The following is a 13,737-nucleotide window of genomic DNA, read 5'->3' as shown; positions in this document are numbered from 1 at the left end:
GCGGTTTTGGAACTAACCCGCCGCTTCTATATCCGACATAATCAACACCCAATCCTTCTGGATTGGCAATAGCTTTAGATGAATAAGCCTTTCTAAACTCTGCATGCTCATTAATAGAAGTCTCTAGGTGCTCATAAGCCGATGGCTTGTCATCATATAGATAGTCATTCATTGCTCTGGCTAATGAGTAAAAGCCACTCTTATCTTCTGGATGCGATTCAGATAAGGCGCTAACTGTCATACTCAACGCCTTAGGATCTGGAAACACTCCGGTTAAACTTGCTCGATATTGACTATCAATGCTGTTGAACTGATCAAGCAGGGCCCGAAGATCATCAGCGCGGATCAGTCGATGTGTCTCACTTATTCCATGTTGACGCTCAAAAGCAGCAGCGGATAAACGCTTTAATGTATGCGAGAAGCTCACTTGCCACCTCGCTTATTAAATCTGTATAGCTTTACATAGCGCTTAAAAAATAGCGGGATCAGCCCAATGCAATGGGTTCTGATCTTGTCGTGTTGCTTAGATATATCCGACAAACACTCTTGGCAAACCTCTTTAATGTCAGCGGTTTGATATTGTCCACTTAGGGGCGTAGTTGGCTTATTAGCACTACAAATGTCACAGACCATTGGCATCACCACTTTTAGATATATCTAGTTTTTGCAGCCGCTCAATTTCAGCATTAAGCCGCGCACATTCACGCTTTAACATATCAGTGTCAGAATATAGGGACTGAAGTTGTGTAAAAGCTGATCGCGCGGCCTGCTCACTACTCTGGTAACTAACTCTCCACGACTCGTATGATCCAGTATTCATGGTTATATATCCTCAATGGCTCGTATTACTTGCACGATTCCTTTCATGGCAACCTCTGGGAAATCTGGGCATTTGGTACTCCACTGATAAGGCATGCAAAGATACCCGCGAACAGCATCACAGGTGGCCTTGTAGCTATCTATTGTCAATTTAAGCTCTTCAATTTCAATTTGCTGCTTAGTAATTAACTCATCTTTAGTCATGGTCCACCTCACATGTAATTACAAATATCACAGGCCATTAGCATTACCTCCAAACAGTGCCTGGCGATAACACTTAAGCTCGGCGATTGATTCTCTGATATCAGCCAAAGCTTCATGCTTGTATTGCTTGGCTGCTATCGCCTCTTTGGCTAGTTCTGGCGCCCATGCCATGGCTGCAAGTGCCAAGGCAGAAATATCCAATTGACGATAATGCATGAACTGGTGCAACTCTGGCATTTGGCAAAGAATGAACGAACGGTCAAACATGATGGAGTTACCAGCGAAGATCACCCCTTGTTTGGTTTCTCTGTCATATGCCTCAATACCCATTTGGCGAAGATGGTGAATGATCTGCTGTTCAGCCTCAAGTAACGACCAAGCAGACTGACGTACTTCATCAAGCAAGCCGCTCTTGGTATGGGTATCAATCGCCCATTGATGTGATCGGCTAATTACTGTCTCATCTTGATGGATCACAACTCTCAGCGCAGAGCCAACCTGATTTAGTTCTCTATCGGTAACGACTAAGGCAATTTCAAAAATGGGGTAATACTCCATACCCAACTGACCGTTATCAAGGCGATCATTAAAACCGCCAGTTTCAATATCACCGAATAAAAAGTAACTATTCATGGAAGTGCTCCTTAATTTCCTTGCCTATTTGAAACTGAAATGAATTAGGTTCATCAGGGTATAAGATTGGCCTCATCGTACCCTCAACGACATGGAATAGTGACATTAGCCATTCCATTGGTACCCATTTAGTCGCCACCAAGAAGTCACCTTCTATATCGCCAAGCCATACAGGGATGCCATAATATTTCCCATGATGACTAAAACCCTCCGCTATAGCCTGTTGTTCTGTCATGTAGCCAACCGCTTTTAAAACCTTCGCTTTACTCATTAAATATCTTCCCTTTGTGAAGATGCATAAACTAACCCGCAAACCACTTACGCCAACGGTTTAGGCTGTTTTACAATTAATTCCTGTCTTGGCACTGTCTTGATTCACACGCCCAATAAATGGGTTATAAATTGCCATTAAATGACTGTGCCACAACTCAATTGCTGCCCTCTTTTGGTCGGCTAAATAGGTATGAATGTAGGCTTGATCTAGCTTAGTCATCGAGTGGTTTAACATCTGCTCGGCCACCATGTAATCAATCCCTAAGTCAGCCCAACACGACCTTGCTAGTTTGCGTAAATCATGGGCCGTCCATTCACTGTTACTCACCTGCTTAACCAAACTATTCGCCGACCGTTCATCTAATCCACCATTGCGACAAGGATGCGGAAATAAATACCCACCGCGATACCCTGCAGCTTCCTGCATGGCTTTATGCCAACGTAATACATCAGCCATTAATTGGGTGATCGGGATAGTCAGTTGGGCATGTGTTTTAGTAATGTCGGCAGGGATCACCAACTTAGCATTAGCCTCGTCGTAATAGGTCCAGCGTAGTAAACGGGTTTCACCGATACGGGTACCGTAAGCCAGCATGATAAAAATGAGCATAGCGGCGCCATCGTTAGCATTACCTATATTCGTCAGCAGCTGCAGCAGATCAGTGGATTGTAGTTTTGGTGGCTTAGTCGCAATGGGGGTCGAGATAAAATCGGTAAAACTCAATGATGCCAGCGGATCATCACTAATCAACTTAAGCACTGTCGCCTGTTTAAATGCCTTACGTAAAATCGCGTAATACTGGCGAACGCTGCCCAATGCGTAGCGAGCCTGCAGGGGCCAAATCAATAGCTCATCGACCTTATGATGATTAAGCTCACTCAGCATCACATCACCCAGCACAGGGATTAAGTGCTTGGTGATGGCGCACTTGATATTGCGTTTGCGCTTAAGTGACAGACTGGTATCGGTTTGTGACCGGCTTAAATACCAATTTAATAACCCGCCGCAACTTAGCCAGGTATTAACCTTCACACTCTGATCTTGCCTATGCTGCATGCTGAGCGACGGTAAATCATCCAGCATGGCCTTAGCGCTAACTAGCGGCCAATCGGCAACCTTAGCCCAATTGGCCTTGCCGTCTTTATAGGTGATTAAGTGCCAGCTACCACGGCTGCGTGAACTCGCCAAACGCAGTCGCAGCGGAAATCTTGGGTCCCTGATTTCAGTAATAGACTTATCGGCAACCGCCCGTTTAATGGCGGCGTCACTTAACGCAATACAGGTCACGGCCATTAGTCACACCTCAGGTTAGTGCGGCAATCCGCGTAAAAATACTCGATCGCAATGGCTTCTTTATCTGCAGGTGATAACCCAACCTTAAACAAGTCAGCAGTCAGTTTTTCAATCAACTCAAACTCAGTCAGGATTAAGGATTGCTGCAGCTTAATCAGCTCATTATTGGCCGTTATATTCACGCCAACACCGCCGCATTTATCACAGCAATGCAGCTCAAACATCGGCCTAACTTTGCCAACTCCGCGGCAAGTTCTGCACTTTGGCAGCGCATTGATCTGGCGTTTAATCGCCTCTTTGGAAAGCACTAGCGCCTTATACTCAGGCGTTGATAACACACTGTCTTTACAGAGCAAGTCAAAGCGTTCATTCAATACTGACTGCTTGGCGAGTACTGCCATCAAGCGTTTGTTCTGGCGCTCTAGTGGCTCGATGCGGTGGCTGTCAGCATTACCAATCGCGGCATTGGCATCTAATTCATCACGGATCACTCGCACTGCAGCTTCAACGCCACAGGCCAAATCAACCGAGCCCATAGACTCGAGTTGATCGGCTTCTTTAACTAGGCGCTTAACTAAGTCGTTTACTGTCTCAATCATTTGGATAGCCTCTCGGCTAGCGCTTTATTGTGCTCATTAACCGCTTTCTCACACTCTTCAGTGCTATCAAATTGATACACAAGCTCACGGCTTTTACCTTCGTCATGGGCATAAAAGTGAGCAAAGGCGGTGCGGCGTTCTATCCTTGTGAATTTCTCAAGTTCTTGCTTACTCCAGCGGCGAGTGTGCCTTGTGGAAAGAACGCGACCTTGCTGCCAAGGGACGTTATTAAATTTAAGTCTGTTATCTGGTGCACTCATTAGTTCACCTGCTCATTTTCAGCAGCGACTAAGCGCAATACCCGCTTTGCATAGCGTTCGGCATCGGCTTGATGATGGTGCAGTGTGTCGACGCCAGTCATGTACTTGTCGTAAAAATGCTGGCTAAATTGTTCTGCAGTGATCTTGGTACCGCTTAAATCACAAAACGATTTAGTCAGCTGCTCAACCGTATTCAACATCTTTCCGGTACCGCAGCAATGCTGGCACTCACCATTACGGTGATAATTCAGCTTAGTGCCATGGCACTTAGTGCAAACGCGGGAGCCGCAAACCTCATTCACGGCCAGCTTTGCCAACGCAGTCGCCGCAATAGGCCTAAAGTCGGTTTCATACTGTTTGGCTAAGGCGTTGATCAGCAAATTCTCGGCATCAATATCGCCGCAAATACTGGCCTCTAATACTTTAACGCCGACTAAATACTTACCCTGCACCTGCGCGACAACACCCATAGCATCCTCCTTACTAAAAACCCCTTTGCCACCGACTGCAGCGCCAATCGCAACACCGCGGGGCGACAACAACTCAAATAAGCGCTCTATCGATATCATCTGTCAGTCCCTTGAGGTGATGGCGCAGTCGGTGCCGCACTCTTGTGAATAATGGCCAGTGCCATGCGAAATACACGGCTCTCTTTCGATTCAAGCGGATCAATGCGCGATACCGAGCTTTCAGGCTTGCGAGTCACATCTTCTCTCACCAGTTTTCTTAAATACAAAGCATCACTGAGCGTAGAATTACTGACACCTGCCTCTTTACACGCCTTTAAAATGGAATAGCCGCCAACATATAAATCAATCGCCTTTTCAAGATTTGAAGCACATAAAACCGATCTATCACGGAAAACCCCGCGCTTTTTTAGCGCTCTAGTGAGTGCGCCTTTGCTAACGTCAGCACGTTGGGCGGAATCAATAATCGATAACTGTTGAGTGACATAGAATGCGATCGCTTTATCAATGCGCTCATCAAACGATAATTTATGAGTTGTCATTATTCCCCCAGCCCAAACATGGCGATCAGTGCAGCATCGCGAGTGTCAGCATTGCTGCGCCCCGTCCAACCGGTGATCTTGTTAAAATAAACACTGCTATCCTTGGCTTTTTTAATCGGACCACGCAGCGGCTTTACCAAAGTGACTTTGATGCCCTTATCCTCAAGCACTTCTTTAATCAGTCTGGCCGTGGCTTTCACCTTGCCCAAATCTTCGGCGATACTCATGTTCACCTTGGCGTTAGAACCGCTTTGGCTAGGTGCATGGCCAACGTAGGCAAGCAATGGATTTTGCCCTTTAGCCGACTGCCTTAACCGCTTAGGGAATACCGGCTTTTTGTTATCCACATCTTCAAGTAACACAGCGCAAGGCGAGCTCGAAGCACTGCTAACCACAAACTCAATCAACTCACTAAAACCCATACTCTTAAGCGTCACTATTTCGTTGTTAACTACAGTCGCCACACCGCTTTTAGTCAGGTCAGGATCAATACCAATTCGAATCACGCTATACCCCTCTAAAATGTTTCGACTGCTGCACTAAAAACCGATTCGCCTGAAAGCGACCATCGCGCCCACCAATGGCAAATAAGCGTTCGTACTCAATCGACACTGAATGCTTAAACTGCTGAGGAATAACAGACATGTGCTTTTGAATCCGCTCGGCGTCTGAATCACCACTTCGGCAGTGATAAAACAGCGGGTATTCACGCGCACACCGAAAGCCTTGTGCGAGTAGATCAGCGGCAGAGAACTGAGTCGGAACAAACAACACTGCATCGTTAACCGCATCCTTGACCGTTGTGTTCGCAACGCTAGCTGAAGCCTTTGGCGCCACAATCGCGCTATAAAAATCAGGCGCATTTGCAGGTAACGGTTTAATTGCCAGAGCCATTTGCAGTCCTTAGCCCAAACTTTTGGCGCAGATCAGCGATAATCGAACATGCCTTTTGATTTTCAACTGGCTTGTTTACAGGGGCAGCAAGCGCCTTAGGAATACACGCATCAAAGCTTTCACCCTTCACCGCGCGGCGGCACATAACCTCATAGTTGCGTTTAAACAAGGGCCATGTTTGCTGCTCAGTACGGTTTTGCAGCTCATACCAACCCGTTTCACGGCCGGCGGCAAATACTGCGCCATGGCTCCAATTGTGCTCACTCGGCCATCGACCATGTGAACAACACTCCCGGTAAGCTTGTTCTGCACTAGGCAAGCCCAACTGTTCAGGCGTAGGCGTACACATAGCCACGAACTCCGCAGGGTTAACGCTCCATGGCGCGGTCGCTGCGCGTTGTTTAAATGCCTCAATACCGATCATCACCTCACTAACACTCAAACCTGCCTCGCCAATTTTGCTAACAAACTCCGCCACTACACTGCCAAGCTCAGCACCAAACCGATTGCTAAAATCACGACTGTACAGGTTCATAGTCGGCATCAATTGTGTGGCCACCACCGTGGTGATCTGTTGACTGCTCGAGTTGCTCTGCCATTTCCCGCAGTTCGCGGAATACTCTGGCTGTGGGGTTCTCATAGCGTTGATTGTGTGCGGCAGAATCGTTTGCATTGGTTTCATGTGATGTTCTCGCTAGCAGTTTGGCGTTAAGTTTGTCCCATTGTTTACGTAGGGTTTTTGGGCATAACACGTTGCTCGCCCAAAATGAGTCGCTATTGGCAAACTTAAACAGCTTGCAGATTTCATGGTGAGTGCGTTTGTCTTGCACGCGCATTAAGCGCACTTGGTTTGCCCAGTCAGGCCAGTTAGGCTGCTTTGCAGTGGGGTTAACAATCAGGACTTTGTTGAAGATGTACTCAGCACAGGTTAAGTCGTCCTGAGTACCCCAAAGTTTGCCATTCGGAGTTTGAACAGCGGCATCGGGTTTTACCTGTGTGTCGGCCATTGCGACAGCAATGTTCGACGAAGAGATCTTTTGTATTTCTTTTGTATTAGTGTCTTTCTTTTGTATCTCTCGGTTCTGACAACCTACGCTGTCGGTTTCGACAATGGCATTGTCAGAATCGACAATAATATTGTCGGTTTTAATAGTGGATTTTTTACCGTTAATCGAATGCGATTTCTTGTCTTGCCACGCCGAAACAATCGGGTTAACGCCAACTTTACGACCGTCTTTTATGATGATATCGCGCGCAGTAAGCGACTTAATTGCATGACAAATATTGCTTGTTGTAATCCCCGTCATGTCGGCTAATTGCTCTAAGCAAACCCAATCAGTGGCCTTGCCATAGCCGTAGGTTCTACGGATCACCGCAAACACCACCCGACTCTCACGATCGCTTAATTTAGTACGGCACAGGGCATCCACCAGCGTATTGGAGAGTCGTAAATAACCATCATCCAAGTCTGCTTTCACCACCCCACCCCGCGCTTGTTGTTTGTGCTCAGCAACGGGCCGTAACGGCACCACATTGCTGCCACCAGCATCATGATTGACGCTATTAATTGATTCTTGTAACATCGTCTTACCTCGACTTCTTCAAACGTTTCTAGGTATTAAGCCCACAGCCTCCACAGCTCTAGTGGGCTTTCTTATTTCAACTCCACTGCACTACCTGAAAACTGATACCCCGCATCCAGTACCCGCGCCGCAATACCTTCAGCACTCGTCGTCGGCGATGTACGGATCACGTTAGCCAACAAGGCAATTTCATGATCCCGCTCAATGCGAGAAAACTCGGAAATTTTTTGATTACGCTCAATGCGAGCGAACTCGGCATCTTCTTCTGGGGTGTATGGGATATTTGCGTAGGAGTTATCAGTTAACTGATTTGCATCAACCTTTACCGCAATAACTGGATCGTAAGCTTTCATCACGTTCTCCCATTCGCTTTTAACCGCTCATGGTCATGGCGACAGTCGGCATCACAAAAATGACTTGCGCCTGTAATCTTGGTTAAGCAATAGTGGCATCTGCCAGTAAACGGCAATGACGGCTGGCGAACGCCCAGCGCGGCCTTGATGTGAATGTCGTTCTCGATGGCGGCTACATCTGCAATATCACTCATTGGATGCGCTCTTCATTTCTGATGAGTCTAGTTCGCGGCTAATGTGTGGCAATTCCCGCACTTGGCTGCTCACTACGGCTTTAAGCGACAGCACTTCGCGCACTGTGTTGGTGAGTTCGCGGCCGATACGTTCAAACTCGTCAGGGGTGATCACCCCATCGGCGCGTGAGTCGCGAATTTCTGCCAGTGCAATCCCCATCTGCTCGCTAATCATCAGCAGCTGATCGCTCAACTCTTCATCGCAGTTAACCGCCTCAGGCAACTTAACGAACACGCCACCACGGCTATGGCACCAAGCAGACACAATGCGATCGTCATCAGCCAGCGCAGTAAGATGAATCGCATCACGCAAGTACAAGTGATTGCTGTCGTTATCAGGGTTGAGCTTGTTGTACATCACCCCGGGCTGCTGGAATAAATCCTTGGCTAGTTTGTCTACACCGTAATCATGCCCCAGCGCATGGGCGGCATAGAGTGGATCGGTACATGAAAGGCTTTGGCGCTTTAATGTGAGTTTACTCATAGGGTTAGTTATCCTGTTTAGACACTAGTTAGCTAGGCAACCTGAGATGCTGAATTGGATTCAAGGGCTTTATCAGCATGAACCTTCAATTCACCACCCGTTAAGCGCTCGATTTGATAAGCGCGTAACTCTGGGACTTCATCACCCCATCCAGAAACTGAAGGGCTTTTAATATTCAGTGCAGCCGCGGTTGCTGCGGTTCCACCAAAAAACTTAAGGACATCTGACTTTTTCATGGAAACCCCTGAAATAGATTTAATAAAAACTAAAACCGATGATAGTAGGTTTTCCTACTATTGTAAACTAAAGCTACGGTTACAATTTGAAGTTTTTTATGTAGTCTTTCCTACGTATGATTTACGGAAATAGACCTAATGAAAAAAAGCATGGGGAAACGCATCGCCGAGCGCAGAAAAGAGCTTGGTTTATCTCAAGATGTAGTTGCAAAATATGTTGGTGTTAATCGTGTTTCTGTAAGTAATTGGGAAACTGACGGGAAAAACGGTACGTCACCCAAAGGTGCAAACCTTATTGCATTAGCTGAGCTTCTTAAATGCACCCCTGAGTGGCTATTAAGCGGTGAGGATGAAGCTTTAAAAACTGAAATCCGCGAATCTAATGCTCAATGGCATCCGGGTTTTGAGTTATGGGATGGCGATACACCATTAAGGGATGACGAAGTGGCCTTACCGTTTTTTCGTGAAGTAGAATTGGCTGCTGGCAATGGATCGACCTTTGTGCAAGAGAATGGCGGCTGTAAACTGCGTTTTGCTAAATCGACCCTTAAAAAGAGCAATGTGGATCCACAACATGCGGCCTGTGTGACGGTTTCTGGCAATAGCATGTTGCCAGTTCTGAGACATGGCACCACTGTCGGCGTAGACACCAGTAAAAAATCTATTATCGATGGTGAGATGTATGCCATTGATCACGATGGCATGCTGCGGGTAAAAATGCTCTATCGCACACCTGGCGGTGGCGTTCGCATCAAAAGCTACAATAACGATGAGTTCCCTGATGAATTTATTCAACCTGAAAAAATGCAGGAAATAAAAATTATCGGTTGGGTATTCTGGTGGTCAGTGTTAAACGTATGGAATAACTGATATTTATTTAGTAAAGGATTATTACTATGAAGCAAATATTAATATCTTTAATGCTATTTGTATTGTATGGATGTGCAACTTCAGCAGTCGATTATGACAAAGCAAAGCCTGTACCTGATGATCGCAATCTATTAAAAACAGATGGAAAATTTATATTTACAGTAGTTAGGGATTCTGGCTGGACAGGTAGCATTTGCTATGCCGATATTTACATTGATGACCAGTTAGCCGCGAAGCTAGAGCCAAGTGAGAAAGTTACACTTAGAACAAATGAAAACAGGGTGATGCTAAAAGTTACTAACTCAGGTGCCTCCATGTGTTCACATGATTGGGGCGGGAATTATTATGAGGCTTTTCTTGAATTAGATAAGCATAAAATATTCAGAATTCATGTAAATAATGATGGTAAAGGATTACAAATATTAGCTGGCGGAATTTATAAAAACTAAAGGAAAAGGCAATAACATGGATGATTTAACAGCAGATTTTTTAGCAAAACACCCTTATATTCCCACTCAATTTATTGCGTTAGATGCAGAAACGACCGGGCTCAGTGCTGACGTTGATAAAATTATCGAAATCGCCGCAATCAAGTTTGATCTGCTGTCGAACGAACATCCTGTATTTGAAGCGTTGATTAATCCTAATGTAAAAGTATCGCGCAAGATCACCAGTATTACTGGTATCACCAATGCGATGTTAGCTGATCAAGAAACCTTCACCGACATAGCGCAAGACCTAAAGCAATTTATAGGTGATCTGCCAATAGTGGCCTACAACGCCAAGTTTGATAAAGGTTTTTTAGATACTGAGTTCGCTCATGTTGGCATCCAACTTAGCAACCATTACCACTGTGCATTGAATCTGGCAAAGGCCGCATTCAATTTACCTAATTATAAATTAGCCACAGTAGCTGAACACTGTAATGTTCCGCTTAATGAGGCTCATCGCGCTAAAGCCGATGCGATTGCCGCTGGCCGTGTGTTTATGCGCGCAGCTGTGACATTAGGCCATATCAATGAGATTGCCACTAAAAAACCTTTTACTAAATCATCAGGCGCAGACCACAAAGCATACTCTCCTAATGAATTTGGTGAGCTATACGGTCAGACAATCGTCTTTACAGGCGAACTGTCGATGACGCGCGCAGAAGCTTTTGAAGCCGCCGCTGAACTTGGACTTGAAATTAAATCAGGTGTATCTAAAAAGACAAATTATCTTGTTGTTGGTGAGCAGGTTGAACATCTTGTTGGCCCAACGGGTATATCAAGCAAACAAATCAAAGCCGAAGCACTTATTGATGAAGGCTTTGATATTCAAATTCTAGATGAAGATGAATTTATGGCGCTGATTGAGGCATAGGTAAAACAAGGAGTTGTTATGGATTATAAAGTTGTTAAATCAGACCGTTTCGTCTCGGGTTATGTCGATACTACAGTTATTTCAACCATTGAAACAAATACAGGCAATGAGATAGGCATATCGTTTTCTGTTGACCAAGTATGGCCTAAGTCGTTAAGCGATCAGGACGGCGGCAATAAATTTGAAGTGGTTAGATCGGTATTGGCTAGCTTTACAATGACCAATGATCAAGCTGTTGAGTTAGCAAACCTGTTACTAACGGCGATTAACAAAAATGACTGAGTTATCGACTGGAAGAGGCAATACCGTGTTGCACCTCGTTTCAGGCGGTAATGATCATGGTGCAACACCTAAAATATCTGATACTATAAGTACCAAAGGTTCTGGAGACGGGGGCGGCGGTATGGAGCCAAGAGTAGCTAGACTAGAGTCAGATGTCGAAAATATCAAAATAACACTCAGCGACATCAAATCTGATGTCAGAGAAATAAAGCGCGATGCAAGAACAGACTTTAGATTACTTTTTGGTACTATCATTACCGTTGCGCTTGGCCTTGCTGGGCTAATGGCAAAAGGCTTCCATTGGTTATAGCTTTATTCCTTAAGGGGCGGCGGTATGGAAAGTAGAATCATTAGGCTTGAAGACAACGTAACCGACATAAAAGTATCTGTTGGTAAAATCGAGACTAGGCTAGACCATATTGAAAAAAACATGTTTACCAAAGGTATGGCAGCAGGGTACGCACTTGTCGCTATTATTGCCGTATTCGGTGCCGGATGGTGGATTGTCCAACAATATCTATCACCAATACTAAAGGCATTACCACGTTAAATTTTAAACCCGCGAAAGCGGGTTTTTTATACTTCGCCTCACAGCAATAATCTATGGCTCTTGCGTTCCATTGCCTCCATTGCCGCCGCCGCTTTGTATTGGCCGCTTAGTGGTGGCAATATCCTCGGCATAAATCCCCGCACTGATGATGGCGCCACCAATACGGCGCTTACCATAACCAATGCCCACGGTATTACCCGCTGCGGTAGTATTAACTGCGCCACCAAAAGCATAACTCGGCGCGTTCTCAGCCGCTTCCCTGCCCTTAAGTCCTTTCGCTTGTGGTGAAAGCATTTGAATAACACCACCTGCAACCATCCCTATGCCTGCCGAAATCATAGCTCCGCCAAGCGGTGCAGCCATACCGAAGCTCATTCCTGATACAAATGCACCAGCTATAATTAGAACCGCCCCAGCAATAGTTTGTAGTACTCCACCGCGTTTACTGCCACCGATAACAGGCACAATCCGTATTTCCCGCGACCCCGCCAAATCAAACTCATCTTCAACTGTGTTTTTGCCATTACGAAAAATCGCATAACGCAATCCAAGCTTGGCCTGCTCTTTAATGAACGGCTCAAAGCCCTTTAGCGTGTTTTTAATGGCGCTAAATGCCTCTGTCGTCGTGCCCGTATCTAAAAAGCGCTTGTGCTCACGGCCAAACTTTTTGGCTAGCGAGCCCGACAACTTAATGATGGTGCATTGATTATTATCCACGATTACCCCCTCCTATCTTCAGCTCGATAAACACTGTTCGCCTTGTTGAAACCATCGAAAATCTATCCATTTTCACATCTCCAGTAATTGAACAACCCAATTAACCTGCCAACAAATATAACATGAAACAATGAATGTAGGAAAACCTACGAAAACATTTGACACTTAATGTAGGTTATCCTACTATCAGTTCATCGATTAGAAACTGTACCTACAGAAAACTAATCACGCTCTTTAACAGACTGGCCCATGAACAACTAAACCCGCCTAGAGCGGACTAGGTTACTCCGAGGATCACGCGGCGGAGGATAGTAATCCGCGTAAACAGACCTATACACCGCTATTGGCGACCGGACTGTTTGAGTGGGAAGAGCCCATAAGAACAGGTACTAAATGGTTTCACTGCGAGCATGACCCAAATATGTGTATAGCCCCGCCAACCATCGGCGGTGTGGTAGATGGACAATCGCCTTGGCTACAGGGCGCATTGGTGAAGGTGACTGAATAGTAAGACTCGACTACCGACTGAGCCAACCGTGGCGCTATAGGCTCCACCCTTTCGGTAACTGGAAATGAGCGCCAGTCAGTCACCTTCACCAATGCGAATAAGTAATAACGGCAATTAAAACCCAATAAATTAAGGAAATAAAATGTTGCTTAGAAAAATAGAAGCTCATGTGCAGCTGTTTAATAGCCTGCCTGCACTAGGAGAAAAGCTAACTCTCGGCCGTAGAGAATTTGAAGTGCGCAGAGTTGGACGTTCAAATTATCAACTTGTTGAAACATTTTTCAAAACCTAAGTTGTTCAGGATTTCCGAACAACTTAATTAAATCACGCCAACCTGCGGCACCAGCAGGCAATTAACAGAGGATAAGCCAATGTGACTAACCAGCCGTTAGAAGCGGCCACTTACAAGCGCAGGTCATGACAGCGCCCCGAGTCAGCACGTTCTGAGCCAGCTTTGGATCTGGTTAGGGTTAATAAATAAAGGTCCCACTGGTAAAGCAGCGCGAACGCCTGAAAGTAGTGCACCAGTTATTAGCGGCATAGCGCGGCAGAGGACGGGTTCAGGCCGCCGGAT

Annotated in this window: 25 protein-coding genes; 7 read left to right on the top strand and 18 right to left on the bottom strand. The window is 45.8% G+C overall.

Annotation, left to right across the window (positions count from 1 at the left end; genetic code table 11):
* The 17 genes from BM607_RS03275 to BM607_RS03190 all read right to left on the bottom strand — a co-directional run.
* Positions 1-427: hypothetical protein (locus tag BM607_RS03275; RefSeq protein WP_212669153.1), on the bottom strand; the 427-nt coding region annotated here is incomplete at its 3' end.
* A 395-nt stretch (positions 428-822) separates the two neighbouring features.
* Positions 823-1,023 (bottom strand): hypothetical protein, encoded by a 201-nt coding sequence (locus BM607_RS03265; RefSeq protein WP_071938914.1) that lies wholly within the window; start codon positions 1,021-1,023, stop codon positions 823-825.
* 27 nt (positions 1,024-1,050) lie between these two features.
* Positions 1,051-1,656, bottom strand: a complete 606-nt coding sequence (gene orn / locus BM607_RS03260) for an oligoribonuclease (RefSeq protein WP_071938915.1) — start codon at positions 1,654-1,656, stop codon at positions 1,051-1,053.
* Complete coding sequence (locus BM607_RS03255; protein WP_071938916.1) at positions 1,649-1,927, bottom strand: hypothetical protein; 279 nt, start codon at positions 1,925-1,927, stop codon at positions 1,649-1,651. The genes orn and BM607_RS03255 overlap by 8 nt, the downstream gene beginning before the upstream one ends.
* A 60-nt stretch (positions 1,928-1,987) precedes the next feature.
* Positions 1,988-3,223, bottom strand: a complete 1,236-nt coding sequence (locus BM607_RS03250) for a tyrosine-type recombinase/integrase (protein WP_071938917.1) — start codon at positions 3,221-3,223, stop codon at positions 1,988-1,990.
* Entirely contained in the window at positions 3,223-3,822 is a 600-nt protein-coding gene (locus BM607_RS03245; RefSeq protein ID WP_071938918.1) for a hypothetical protein, read from the bottom strand. The genes BM607_RS03250 and BM607_RS03245 overlap by 1 nt, the downstream gene beginning before the upstream one ends.
* On the bottom strand, positions 3,819-4,082 hold the full coding sequence (locus BM607_RS03240; protein WP_071938919.1) for a hypothetical protein: 264 nt from the start codon (positions 4,080-4,082) through the stop codon (positions 3,819-3,821). The genes BM607_RS03245 and BM607_RS03240 overlap by 4 nt, the downstream gene beginning before the upstream one ends.
* Entirely contained in the window at positions 4,082-4,651 is a 570-nt protein-coding gene (locus tag BM607_RS03235) for a TIGR02642 family protein (protein WP_071938920.1), read from the bottom strand. Before BM607_RS03235 ends, BM607_RS03240 begins: the two co-directional genes overlap by 1 nt.
* Positions 4,648-5,091, bottom strand: a complete 444-nt coding sequence (locus BM607_RS03230; RefSeq protein ID WP_071938921.1) for a hypothetical protein — start codon at positions 5,089-5,091, stop codon at positions 4,648-4,650. The genes BM607_RS03235 and BM607_RS03230 overlap by 4 nt, the downstream gene beginning before the upstream one ends.
* Positions 5,091-5,597, bottom strand: coding sequence for a hypothetical protein (locus BM607_RS03225; protein ID WP_071938922.1), 507 nt, complete (start codon positions 5,595-5,597; stop codon positions 5,091-5,093). The genes BM607_RS03230 and BM607_RS03225 overlap by 1 nt, the downstream gene beginning before the upstream one ends.
* Position 5,598: 1 nt before the next feature.
* Entirely contained in the window at positions 5,599-5,985 is a 387-nt protein-coding gene (locus BM607_RS03220) for a hypothetical protein (RefSeq protein ID WP_071938923.1), read from the bottom strand.
* Entirely contained in the window at positions 5,969-6,520 is a 552-nt protein-coding gene (locus BM607_RS03215) for a replication protein P (RefSeq protein WP_247651483.1), read from the bottom strand. The genes BM607_RS03220 and BM607_RS03215 overlap by 17 nt, the downstream gene beginning before the upstream one ends.
* Complete coding sequence (locus tag BM607_RS03210; protein ID WP_071938925.1) at positions 6,501-7,568, bottom strand: replication protein; 1,068 nt, start codon at positions 7,566-7,568, stop codon at positions 6,501-6,503. The genes BM607_RS03215 and BM607_RS03210 overlap by 20 nt, the downstream gene beginning before the upstream one ends.
* A gap of 71 nt (positions 7,569-7,639) precedes the next feature.
* The gene (locus tag BM607_RS03205) at positions 7,640-7,921 is read right to left on the bottom strand and encodes a hypothetical protein (protein ID WP_071938926.1); all 282 of its coding nucleotides are present in this window, start codon (positions 7,919-7,921) and stop codon (positions 7,640-7,642) included.
* Positions 7,921-8,115: a hypothetical protein gene (locus BM607_RS03200; protein WP_071938927.1), complete on the bottom strand. Its 195-nt coding sequence runs from the start codon at positions 8,113-8,115 to the stop codon at positions 7,921-7,923. The genes BM607_RS03205 and BM607_RS03200 overlap by 1 nt, the downstream gene beginning before the upstream one ends.
* Entirely contained in the window at positions 8,108-8,638 is a 531-nt protein-coding gene (locus BM607_RS03195) for a phage regulatory CII family protein (RefSeq protein WP_071938928.1), read from the bottom strand. Before BM607_RS03195 ends, BM607_RS03200 begins: the two co-directional genes overlap by 8 nt.
* A 32-nt stretch (positions 8,639-8,670) precedes the next feature.
* Positions 8,671-8,874: a Cro/CI family transcriptional regulator gene (locus tag BM607_RS03190; RefSeq protein ID WP_071938929.1), complete on the bottom strand. Its 204-nt coding sequence runs from the start codon at positions 8,872-8,874 to the stop codon at positions 8,671-8,673.
* Positions 8,875-9,012: 138 nt separating this feature from the next.
* Here BM607_RS03190 and BM607_RS03185 point away from each other — a divergent pair, with 138 nt between their 5' ends.
* The 6 genes from BM607_RS03185 to BM607_RS03160 are packed head-to-tail and all read left to right on the top strand — an operon-like array spanning position 9,013 to position 11,938.
* Entirely contained in the window at positions 9,013-9,744 is a 732-nt protein-coding gene (locus BM607_RS03185) for a helix-turn-helix transcriptional regulator (RefSeq protein ID WP_071938930.1), read from the top strand.
* A gap of 26 nt (positions 9,745-9,770) precedes the next feature.
* The gene (locus tag BM607_RS03180) at positions 9,771-10,193 is read left to right on the top strand and encodes a hypothetical protein (protein WP_071938931.1); all 423 of its coding nucleotides are present in this window, start codon (positions 9,771-9,773) and stop codon (positions 10,191-10,193) included.
* Between the two features lie 16 nt (positions 10,194-10,209).
* Positions 10,210-11,106 (top strand): exonuclease domain-containing protein, encoded by an 897-nt coding sequence (locus BM607_RS03175; RefSeq protein ID WP_071938932.1) that lies wholly within the window; start codon positions 10,210-10,212, stop codon positions 11,104-11,106.
* An 18-nt stretch (positions 11,107-11,124) separates the two neighbouring features.
* Positions 11,125-11,388, top strand: coding sequence for a hypothetical protein (locus tag BM607_RS03170; protein ID WP_071938933.1), 264 nt, complete (start codon positions 11,125-11,127; stop codon positions 11,386-11,388).
* Positions 11,381-11,698, top strand: coding sequence for a hypothetical protein (locus BM607_RS21980; protein WP_212669152.1), 318 nt, complete (start codon positions 11,381-11,383; stop codon positions 11,696-11,698). Before BM607_RS03170 ends, BM607_RS21980 begins: the two co-directional genes overlap by 8 nt.
* A 24-nt stretch (positions 11,699-11,722) precedes the next feature.
* A complete protein-coding gene (locus tag BM607_RS03160) occupies positions 11,723-11,938 on the top strand; it encodes a hypothetical protein (protein ID WP_071938934.1) in 216 nt (71 codons plus the stop codon).
* Between the two features lie 51 nt (positions 11,939-11,989).
* Here the strand turns inward: BM607_RS03160 and BM607_RS03155 are convergent, their stop codons facing one another.
* Positions 11,990-12,655, bottom strand: coding sequence for a tail assembly protein (locus tag BM607_RS03155; protein ID WP_071938935.1), 666 nt, complete (start codon positions 12,653-12,655; stop codon positions 11,990-11,992).
* A gap of 650 nt (positions 12,656-13,305) precedes the next feature.
* On the opposite strand from BM607_RS03155, the gene BM607_RS21885 reads away from it, so the two are divergent.
* Positions 13,306-13,455 (top strand): hypothetical protein, encoded by a 150-nt coding sequence (locus BM607_RS21885; RefSeq protein ID WP_170927447.1) that lies wholly within the window; start codon positions 13,306-13,308, stop codon positions 13,453-13,455.
* Positions 13,456-13,737 lie beyond the last annotated feature (282 nt).

Source organism: Shewanella sp. SACH, assembly GCF_001887095.2.
Classification (GTDB): Bacteria; Pseudomonadota; Gammaproteobacteria; order Enterobacterales; family Shewanellaceae; genus Shewanella; species Shewanella baltica.
The sequence above is the reverse complement of the archived record's forward strand: the minus strand, read 5'-3'. Positions and strand labels throughout refer to the sequence as shown.